Origin of the sequence: Psychrobacter sp. MES7-P7E (assembly GCF_002863645.1) — a bacterium.
GTDB lineage: Bacteria > Pseudomonadota > Gammaproteobacteria > Pseudomonadales > Moraxellaceae > Psychrobacter.
This window is the reverse complement of sequence record NZ_PJBU01000011.1, coordinates 1-10,126: the sequence shown is the minus strand read 5'-3', so window position 1 is coordinate 10,126 and position 10,126 is coordinate 1. Positions and strand designations below refer to the sequence as shown.

General features: G+C 41.9%; 8 protein-coding genes and 1 pseudogene. 2 read left to right on the top strand and 7 right to left on the bottom strand.

The window, feature by feature from the left end:
* Positions 1-55 precede the first annotated feature (55 nt).
* Complete coding sequence (locus tag CXF62_RS00830; protein ID WP_102092560.1) at positions 56-1,345, bottom strand: adenylosuccinate synthase; 1,290 nt, start codon at positions 1,343-1,345, stop codon at positions 56-58.
* A gap of 206 nt (positions 1,346-1,551) precedes the next feature.
* Positions 1,552-2,850 (bottom strand): ATP phosphoribosyltransferase regulatory subunit, encoded by a 1,299-nt coding sequence (locus tag CXF62_RS00825; protein WP_102092559.1) that lies wholly within the window; start codon positions 2,848-2,850, stop codon positions 1,552-1,554.
* A gap of 488 nt (positions 2,851-3,338) precedes the next feature.
* Between CXF62_RS00825 and CXF62_RS00820 the strand changes: the two genes are divergently transcribed.
* Positions 3,339-3,728: a DUF2237 family protein gene (locus CXF62_RS00820; RefSeq protein WP_057759025.1), complete on the top strand. Its 390-nt coding sequence runs from the start codon at positions 3,339-3,341 to the stop codon at positions 3,726-3,728.
* Between the two features lie 145 nt (positions 3,729-3,873).
* The gene (corA, locus tag CXF62_RS00815; RefSeq protein ID WP_416220479.1) at positions 3,874-5,028 is read left to right on the top strand and encodes a magnesium/cobalt transporter CorA; all 1,155 of its coding nucleotides are present in this window, start codon (positions 3,874-3,876) and stop codon (positions 5,026-5,028) included.
* A gap of 99 nt (positions 5,029-5,127) precedes the next feature.
* Here the strand turns inward: corA and CXF62_RS00810 are convergent, their stop codons facing one another.
* The 5 genes and pseudogenes from CXF62_RS00810 to CXF62_RS00790 form a co-directional block, all read right to left on the bottom strand.
* Entirely contained in the window at positions 5,128-5,646 is a 519-nt protein-coding gene (locus tag CXF62_RS00810) for a phosphate-starvation-inducible protein PsiE (RefSeq protein ID WP_057759021.1), read from the bottom strand.
* 99 nt (positions 5,647-5,745) lie between these two features.
* Complete coding sequence (gene folD, locus CXF62_RS00805) at positions 5,746-6,624, bottom strand: bifunctional methylenetetrahydrofolate dehydrogenase/methenyltetrahydrofolate cyclohydrolase FolD (protein ID WP_102092557.1); 879 nt, start codon at positions 6,622-6,624, stop codon at positions 5,746-5,748.
* A 278-nt stretch (positions 6,625-6,902) separates the two neighbouring features.
* Positions 6,903-8,103, bottom strand: a pseudogene (locus tag CXF62_RS00800) (DegT/DnrJ/EryC1/StrS family aminotransferase).
* Positions 8,104-8,247: 144 nt separating this feature from the next.
* Positions 8,248-8,859 carry a sugar transferase gene (locus CXF62_RS00795; RefSeq protein ID WP_102092556.1) on the bottom strand — a complete coding sequence of 204 codons (612 nt, stop codon included), beginning with the start codon at positions 8,857-8,859 and terminating at the stop codon, positions 8,248-8,250.
* Positions 8,860-9,987: a glycosyltransferase family 4 protein gene (locus tag CXF62_RS00790; RefSeq protein ID WP_102092555.1), complete on the bottom strand. Its 1,128-nt coding sequence runs from the start codon at positions 9,985-9,987 to the stop codon at positions 8,860-8,862. It lies immediately after the preceding gene.
* Between the last annotated feature and the right edge of the window lie 139 nt (positions 9,988-10,126).

Genomic DNA, 10,126 nt, shown 5'->3' with positions numbered 1-10,126 from the left:
GCATTGGGGTTTTTTATTAATACTAAAAACTATTTAAACAAGTTTGTAGTAAAAACTAAGCATCATACGGATCACGCAATACGATAGTCTCTTCGCGATCAGGGCCAGTTGAGATAATATCAACTGGGCAACCGATCAATGCTTCGATACGTTTGATGTATTTTTTCGCATTTTCTGGTAGGTCGTCATAGTTAGTGATACCAACGGTAGACTCGCTCCAGCCTTGCATTGTTTCGTACTTAGGCGTGACTGACTCGTAGAATTCAGCATCATGTGCGCCTGCACACTCAGTCTCAGGTAGGTTATAACCTACACCGATTAGCAGCTCTTCAAGACCATCTAATACGTCAAGCTTGGTCAAGCAAATACCTGACATAGAGTTAAGTACTACTGCACGGCGTAATGCTTCTGCATCGAACCAACCACAGCGACGGGCACGACCAGTCGTTGCACCAAATTCATGACCGACTTTGGCTAAGTGAGCACCAACATCATCGAACAATTCAGTTGGGAACGGACCACTACCAACGCGCGTAGTGTAGGCTTTAGTGATACCAAGTACATAGTCTAAATACAATGGACCGATACCTGTACCCGTTGATACACCGCCAGCCGTTACACTTGAGCTGGTTACAAACGGATAAGTACCATGGTCGATATCAAGTAACGTACCTTGAGCACCTTCAAACATTAGGTTTTTGCCAGCCAGACGTAATTGATTTAGGTCTTCAGTTACATCAGTAACCATACCTTTAATCTCTTCTTTCCACTCTTTACAAAGCTTAAGTGTCTCATCAAAATCAATCGCTTCAACTTTATAGTATTCAGTCAGTTGGAAGTTGTGATATTCGATTAGGTTACGTAGCTTTTCTTCTAGATCTTCACGGAACAAATCAGCAAGTTTAATCGCACGGCGTGCTACTTTGTCTTCGTATGCAGGGCCGATACCGCGACCTGTTGTACCAATTTTACCAGATCCACGCTTTGCTTCACGAGCTTGATCAAGTGCCACATGATAAGGCATGATAAGTGGGCAATTAGGAGAGATGCGTAGACGCTCACGTACTGGTACGTTGTTGTCTTCTAGCTCTTTCATTTCCTTTAGTAGTGCATCAGGCGCTAACACCACGCCATTACCGATAAAGCAAGTGACGCCTTCACGCAAGATACCTGATGGAATCAAATGCAAGACAGTGGTTTTGCCATCGACAACCAACGTGTGACCAGCATTATGACCGCCTTGGAAGCGGGCTACTGCTGAGGCTTTTTCGGTAAGTAAATCAACGATTTTACCCTTACCTTCGTCGCCCCATTGGCTACCCAAAACTACAACATTCTTACCCATGATCAATCCTTACCTTTATGTATTGAGGTGTGTGCAATAAAAGCTGAAAATTAAAATGATTTTCTTAGCTATATCTTTTATCTCAGCGATTCATGAAATAGAAACACTGAGATATCTAACAAATAATTTTACGTTCTCATAATCTGTACTGAATAATTTTGGCTACGTGTGCCGCGTGCGCCATTTAATCGCCTACTATTAGACCATTAAACAGTCTGTAGCTGCCATTGACTGTCATCAGCCATGCTCAAACGATGCGTAACATCATCTGGACTGTCCTGTGCATCTAATGGCATAGTGACGCGATAGTTTTGCTGACGTAGACTCTCTACTTGTTGCAGTAGCGTCTGCATCTGATCTGTATTTGCATTAGACAAAGCAGCAAAATCAACTAAGACAACGGTTGGCGCATCTAACTGTGTATGAGCCAGCAATCGGCTGACATCCATACTAAACCCCGTGGCCGCACGTAACGCTTGCGTCTGACTTTGCATACCATCAAAACGACCACCACGTACGAGTGGCTGCGTTTCACTATTGATATAACCATTGAAGACGATGCCAGTGTGATAGTGGTAACCTGATAGCTCAGTCACATCAATACTCACTGGGCACTGCCATTGGTCTTGTAGATAGTTTTTCAGACGCTGTAGCTCATCAATTGCCGTTGCGATTTGGCTGTCTTGTTGAGCCGCATCTGACAATTTTGATAATAAATTTGCGATATCATGACCAAAACGTGCCAACACATAAAAATCATCACCCATTGGCAAAGCGCGGCAAACACGCTTGAGCTCTGGCAAGTTTTTATTGGCATATAAGTACATCAATTGCTCAGTATCACTATCTGACAACTCGGCCAATTTAGCCAAACGTTTGAATATTGCCACGTGACCCAAATCGATATGGAGCGCTGCACTCATATTGAGTTTATTCACCATCGTAAACAGTACATCTATCAGCTCAATATCTGCTGCTAGTGACGCACAGCCAAATATCTCAGCACCCAACTGTAGCGGTGTACGAGAGCCAAACAGACCTGATGGCAAGGTATGAATCACATCACCAACGTAGCAATAACGCGCAATACCTGTACCGCCATGATGCGCATCTATACGCAAAATCTGCGGGGTAATATCAGCGCGTACGCCCATTAGACGCCCCGTCAACTGATCGATAATTTTAAAGGTTTGGCGTTTCAGATCTTCTGACGCATCACTTAGCAAAGACTCAGTAAACTCGATCATCGGTGGGCAAACCAGCTGATAACCATGAGTAATAAGCTGCTCGATTAACTGATGTCTAAGCACTTCTTGCTTATGCGCATCTTCAAACAGGACATCAACCACCCCATCAGGCAATAGCCAACTATTGGCAACATCACTGCCAAAGTTACTCAAATATGGCATGCGATTGGGTGCAGCACTGTTTTCGGCAGGCTGAGACACTGTTTCGTTGGTAGAATTTGGCTGGGCAGGTTTTGCAGAATCAGAACTAACAGACACAATAAATCCTTGTTTGGCGTATCGCTTACCAAAAACGCGGTACTGATGCGGTACTTAAAGGGTGATTTGCCGGGTATTGACGCTGTGTGTGTTTATTTTTAACGCGCAACATCATTGACCCAATTATTTATAAACAAACCAGGTAACCGCAAAAGGGTGAATAATAAGTATAATTTAGAATGATAAGACGAGTATCTTTATGCGCTAAAAAATTGCGACAAATAATCAAGGCACTTTATGCTTTAGTTTAGCATAGCACTCAAGGTTCGCCTAGTGACAATTAGCCACAATCACTATCTAATTACAGTTCAATTGCTGCTTATTAGCTTAGCAGATGTAACAGTCATCATTGATGTATTTGGCTCAATATTAGGTGAATAGCCGAGAGGTTTATTTTTTGTTAACCATAAGATAATGAGCGCGATTACGGCAGCGTCATCAACACAGACTCATGATACACTAACACATATTTTTATCTCGGAAGCCTTATGTCATCTGATTACCACCCAAACCCTGCCATCAACCAAACCAATGTCTTAGGCACCGCACTTGCCAGCTGTTGTTTCGATCCAATTACTGGCTATTATCGCAATGGTTTTTGCCATACTGGCAATCACGATGTCGGTCAACATACCGTCTGCGCCAAGATGACCAGCGAGTTTTTAAACTTCTCTGCCAGTCGCGGTAACGACCTAATTACCCCACTACCTGAATACAACTTTCCTGGTCTCAAACCTGGTGACTACTGGTGCATCTGCGCGCTACGTTGGGTTGAAGCATTGGACTTCGATATTGCACCGCAAATTAAACTAGAAGCGTGTCACGAGAGCCTATTGGCATTGGTAGATATCGATACGCTAAAAAGCTATGCCCTATAGATAATATTGGCACACGATAAAACCGTAGCAGCTTTCACAGCATATTTGGATTATTGAATTTTTTTATTATATGACAGGAAAGTATATGGAAAATGATAATAATCAATTGATTAAAAAAACGGCGCATATTGCGCCTGATTCCAATATGAATCATATTTACGCCAATATGAATGACAAGCATCTCTATTTGGACGATGATGATAGTTATATCTATGGTGATGTGGACGCCACTACTGAAGATACTATTGAGACCATGACGGTCTACGATCCTGACTCTGAACGCTATGAAGATATTGATTCATCAAGTGCAGGCGAAGTGGTCAATTGCTACGCTTATTCACGTAAAACAGGTGAGAATCTTAATAGAGTGGCGCTCAACGATGTGAGTCGTACGCTAGGGAACAACGGTCAGTTTATTTGGCTTGGGCTATATGATCCAAGCTTAGAAACCATGGTCAAAGTAAAGGAAGCCTTTGACCTGCATGAGCTTGCGATTGAAGATGCCTTTGCTGATCATCAACGTGCCAAAGTCGAAAACTACGATAATGACATGGTCTTTGTGGTGCTACGTACGGCCAAGCTAGAAGACAATGTCATTCGTTATGGTACTACTGCGATATTTATGGGTAAAAACTACCTCATTACGATTCGCAATGGTCCGTCAAACTCTTATGCGCCAGTACGTGAGCATTGTCATCGTCGTCCTGAGAAGTTACGCATGGGCCCTATCTTTGTACTGCATGCTATCCTCGATTTTATCGTTGATAACTATATGCCGATTACCGATCGATTGGGCCGTTACTTGCGCGAGCAAGAACGCTATGTATTTACCTCTGAGTTTGATAAAGGCACGCTAAAAAATCTTTACGAGCTTAAATCGCAACTAGTACATATGCGCGCCATCATCTTACCTGTGCAAGACATCTGTAGCTTTTTTATCAATCATAAAAAAAGTGAGATTATCTCTGGATTTTCTCAAGCCGCTAAGCCTTACTTTCGCGATGTTAACGATCACCTATTGCACTCCCTAGATGCTATTAATGGTCTTAATGAAATGCTGAGCGTGGTGATGAACACCTATATGGCGATGGTCAATATGGGTCAGAATGAAGTCGTGCGCAAGCTCGCTGCATGGGCAGGTATTCTGGCAGTACCGACAGCTATCGCTGGTATCTATGGCATGAACTTTGATTTTATGCCTGAGCTGCATTGGAAATACTCTTACCTTGTTATTATGGCCATAATTATCGCCTTATGTAGCTATCTGTACTACAATTTTAAAAGATTGAAATGGTTGTAATACCAAACGCTAGGCATAAAAAAAGAGCAACCACTGGTCGCTCTTTTTTTATGTTGCTATCTTTTTGTATTGCTATCTAATTATTCACGGCGATGCTTATTATTCACGGCGATGCTTAGTATGGCTATCGGGCGCTTGAGCATTATCAGGCAATAGCGCTTTAACCGTTAGGTTTGCATGCTGCTTATCAAGATTATCCTCTGGGCGACCAAATGTTTTGGCCGTCCAAGTCAGGATTACAATAGAACCGCTCAGTAGCATGATGGCCACGGAAATTGTCGCTAGCAGCCATAAATGGAAATAGTCTGAAACAGCCTGCACATCAACCACCAAATGTCGTGACAATGCTGTTATGGCAATAAATATCAAAAACTGTACTGGCAGTCGGTGGGTTTTAAAGTAGATACCTATCATAGCCAGTAGCTCAAGGTAAATAAATAACATCAATATGTCTTTTAGATCCGCTGAACCCTTTTGGACAATATAAATAAACTCTTTCCCAGCTGTCCAAACGACAACCACACTGATTAGAAATAAAATAACGTAATGACAGACATCGACAAACTCTCTACCAATACTTTGTAGTCGCTCATGAACACCTACGTTTTTTTTAGCCATGTTTAGGTCCTATCAACTGAAATGTGGTTGATTTAGCCTGAGTCTATGTTACCTCAGGCTCCTTATATATCGGCAATCAGTATTCGTATGACTATTTTTTTAGCCTTTATTCAAACCCGCTGATTTTTCAGCAGCATCGACCGTTTGGCGAATAAGCGTGTTGATAGTCATCGGTCCAACGCCGCCTGGTACTGGCGTATAAGCGCTGGCAATGTTTTCCATACCTGTCATTTCGATATCACCAACACCGCCATCATCTGTCGGATGGAACCCTGCATCAACAACAACCGCTCCTGCTTTGATCCACTCCGCTTTAATAAGCTCAGGTACGCCTACTGCACCAACTACGATATCTGCACGCTTAATATGCGCCGCCAAATCTTGAGTTCTTGAATGACAGATCGTCACTGTACAGTTGGCATTCAATAGCATCATCGCCATTGGCTTACCTAAGATAGCACTACGCCCTACGACCACTGCTTCTTTACTCGATAGCTCGATATTATGATGCTCTAACAAATGCATGATGCCCTGCGGTGTGCATGAGCCATAAGCTGACTGCTGCATCGCCATACGACCAAAACCAAGGCAAGTCACACCATCGACGTCTTTTGATAAGTCAATCTGCTCAAAACAAGCACGCTCATCAATATGCTCAGGAACAGGATGCTGTAGCAAAATGCCGTGTACATCTGGATTGCTATTTAACTCATCTATTTTTGCCATGAGCTGCTCAGTGGTCGTGGCACTCGGCATCTCAACGCGTATAGAGTCCATGCCAACACGCTTACAGGCGTTGCCTTTCATACGAACATAAGTGGCAGAGGCTGGATCGTCACCAACCAATATCGTCGCTAAGCTTGGGGTGCGGCCAGTCTTTTCCTTAATCGTATCTACGCGCGTGCGCAGATCCTGTTCTATTTGTTTGGCAAGTGCTTTGCCGTCCAAAACGGTAGCGGATTCTTGGGCAGTAGACATAGTAACTCCAATAGAGGGTACGATATAAAAAAATAAAGACAGCGCGCGCAAATACTTTGCATGCCTGTCCTTTGGTTCGTCAATCTTTGACTAAGAGTAATATTGTACCTGTGTACGCTACAAAATCCTAGCGTAAGATAAAGCCTGCGCACTGATAAATTTTCATAATAAGTCAATTAAACAGTATTGCTTATATATAGGCAAATGTACCTTATGCTTTTAGTAAGAGTAGCATCGACCACAAAGTAAATTTCTAAAAATAATCATTCATTGCCATTTTATTCGACCATCGAATCAAACACGCTATCGATCGCTTGTATTGTCAGTTCAATTTCAGCCGCCGTAAGCGTAGGATGCACTAGAAACATCAGACTACTCTCACCTAGCTGCTTTGCCATTGGCAATCTAACACTTGGACGCAACCCTGTATTATCAAAGGCCTTCTCCAAATATACTTCTGACGCAGATCCAGAGAAGCAAGGCACACCTTGATTGTTAATTGCTTCAATAATACGGTCACGTGTCCAACCAGTAGGTAGATTATCGGACTGCACATAGACATATAATTTATAGTAAGCATGGTTAGCATTTGAGAACTGCGCTAAATGCTCTAGTCTCGGCACACAAAGGTAGCCTTTGGACTCCCATTTGCTAGACGGACTCTAGTATGGCTTGCGCATTAACAGTCCGTCTAGCTGTCCACTCACTCATTTTTTCCAGTTGAATACGCCCCAGAACGCCTTGCATCTCAGTCATACGCCAATTGGTGCCAAAGCTCTCATGGAGCCAGTTGTAGCCAGGTGATTGTTCCGTTTCATAGACTGCCGCATAGCTCTTACCATGATCCTTATACGCCCACATTTTTCGCCATAGTAGCTCACTATCGGTGGTGACCATACCACCCTCACCTCCTGTGGTCATAATTTTATCTTGGCAAAAACTCCATGCCCCAACATGACCAATACTGCCCACGCTTCGCCCTTTATATCGTGCGCCATGAGCTTGTGCGCAATCTTCAATAACATATAAGTCATGCTCATCTGCCAGTGCGATAATACTGTCCATATCGCATGGCCAGCCAGCTAAATGGACGCACACGATACCTTTCGTCTTGTCGCTTAATACAGCTGTGATGGTCTCAGCGGTGATATTGCCAGTTGCTTCATCGACATCTGCAAAGATGGGGGTCGCACCTGCATTAACGATTGATGAGATACTGGCAATAAAGGTACGCGGTGTGACAATGACCTCATCACCTGCACCTATATCGAGTGCTTGTAACGCGACATCCAATGCCAAGGTGCCATTACCCAATGCTATTGCGTACTTACTACCTACCCAGTCAGCAAACTCTCGCTCAAACTGACGACATTCTTCGCCTGTCCAATAATTGACTTTGTTAGATAGTAGCACTCGACTGACAGCGTCGGCTTCATGCTGCGTGAATTTTGGCCAAGGTGAAAAAGGGGTATTTAGCATATGTTCCTCTATGGTACTTATGTCTAATGTTGTGTCACGCTCTACGATAAACTGCTCACTATGTTATTAACCTTACTATCTATCATGATTTGCTTGATACGCAACTTTTTTAATTAACTGTATTGCTACCAGCAAAGAGTACTTTTAAAGCATTTCTTCATTAATACTATTGCCCATGAATTTACTCATAGTTGCTTCGCCCTCAGCACTGATGCCATCTTTAACAATAACTTTTTTCACTGTTTTAAATAAAATTTGGATATCCAACCACAGTGACTGATTGTCCACATACCATGTATCCAGTGCAAACCTTTCATCCCATCCAATAGCATTGCGACCATTAACTTGAGCATAACCTGTAATACCTGGGCGGACGTCGTGTCGGCGCGCTTGTTCATCATTATATAAGGGTAGATACTCCATCAATAATGGTCGCGGGCCCACTAGACTCATATCGCCCTTTATGACATTCCAAAGCTCGGGCAACTCATCAAGGCTGGTGTTACGCAGCGCTTTACCAAACGATGTCAATCGCTCGCCATCTTCCAAAGGATTGCCATCTGCATCTATATCATCCTTCATTGAGCGAAACTTTATCATCTCAAATGGCTTACCATATAGACCTGGACGAATCTGACGAAATAGAACAGGCGAGCCAAGATTTTTACTCACATTGTATGCAGTTGCAGCATAGACAGGAGACAGTACTACTAACGCTGTCGTTGCACCTACAATGTCAAACAGTCGTTTTATCATTTATAAACCCAACATATTTATTAGTCGTTTATTGACTTTATCTGCATCAAATTTCTCTTGTGCTAGCTTGTAGCTTTCATCACCCATCTTTTTAATCTGTTCAGGATGTTCTATAAAATAAATCATCTTCTCTGCCAAAGCTTTTGGGTTCCATTTTTCTACTAAAAACCCATTTACTCCATCAATAACCGTCTCACGGCAACCAGGTACATCAGTAGTGATAATAGGTCTTCCAATTGCCATCGCTTCTTGAGTGCTGCGCGGCACACCTTCACGATAATAAGATGGAAGAACAAATACGCTAGATTTTGTTATCCAGTCTGAAACATTATTAACATGACCTGGATACTCTATAATACTCGCCTTTATAAATTGTCTTAGTTCTACTTCTGTCAACGCACCTAAAGCTACTTTATCTATTGCTCCTAACACAACAAACCTTGCCTGTGGATATATATTTTTTACAATTTTAGCAGCGGCTATATAATCATGAATACCCTTTTCTGCTAATAATCTTGCTATGAAAATAAATACTGGGTTTTTAGGGTAGTTGTTTGAATAACTATAGTCATCAAGGTTTAAACCAATCCCCCCTAAAACCTCTACTTTTCTAACTTTTATTGAGTATTCTTCCAATAGGTCATTTGGATCATCTGGGTTAAGAAAGATGAGAGTATCTAACCTTGGTAAAGAAATTCTATACAACGCTATTTGTATTTGCTTTATTAATTGCGTTCTTTTTATCAAGCCTTTGGGTTGCTTAGTAAAGGTATACCCTAATCCCTCAAGCATACCTATTACCTTAGGTACTTTAGCCCATCTAGCTGCCAAAGTACCAAATATTACTGGTTTAGAAAAATAAGAAAATACTAAATCCGGTGCTATAGCTTTAATTTTATTTGTTAAGAGATATGTTGATATTACATCTACCAAAGGGTTTAAACCACCTCGCTTTTGCTCATAAGTGACTGGCATGGCACCTAACAACTTAATTTTTTCTAGTTCCGAATTTGTATATTCTGACGTGAACGCATAAACAATATGATTTTTCTGAATCAGTACCTTTATCAGGTCAGCACGGAAACCCAAAAAACTAGAAGCTACCGTACCAATAATAATAATAATCATCTAGAATAATCCTATTCTTTTTATTTCTGTATAACTTTCATCATAATCACTAATATCTTGGTCTCTACAATCATCACACCTACTTTTGAGTAAAACACTCATGAGATTAAAAAAACCTAAATATTTCACCACTAGTTTT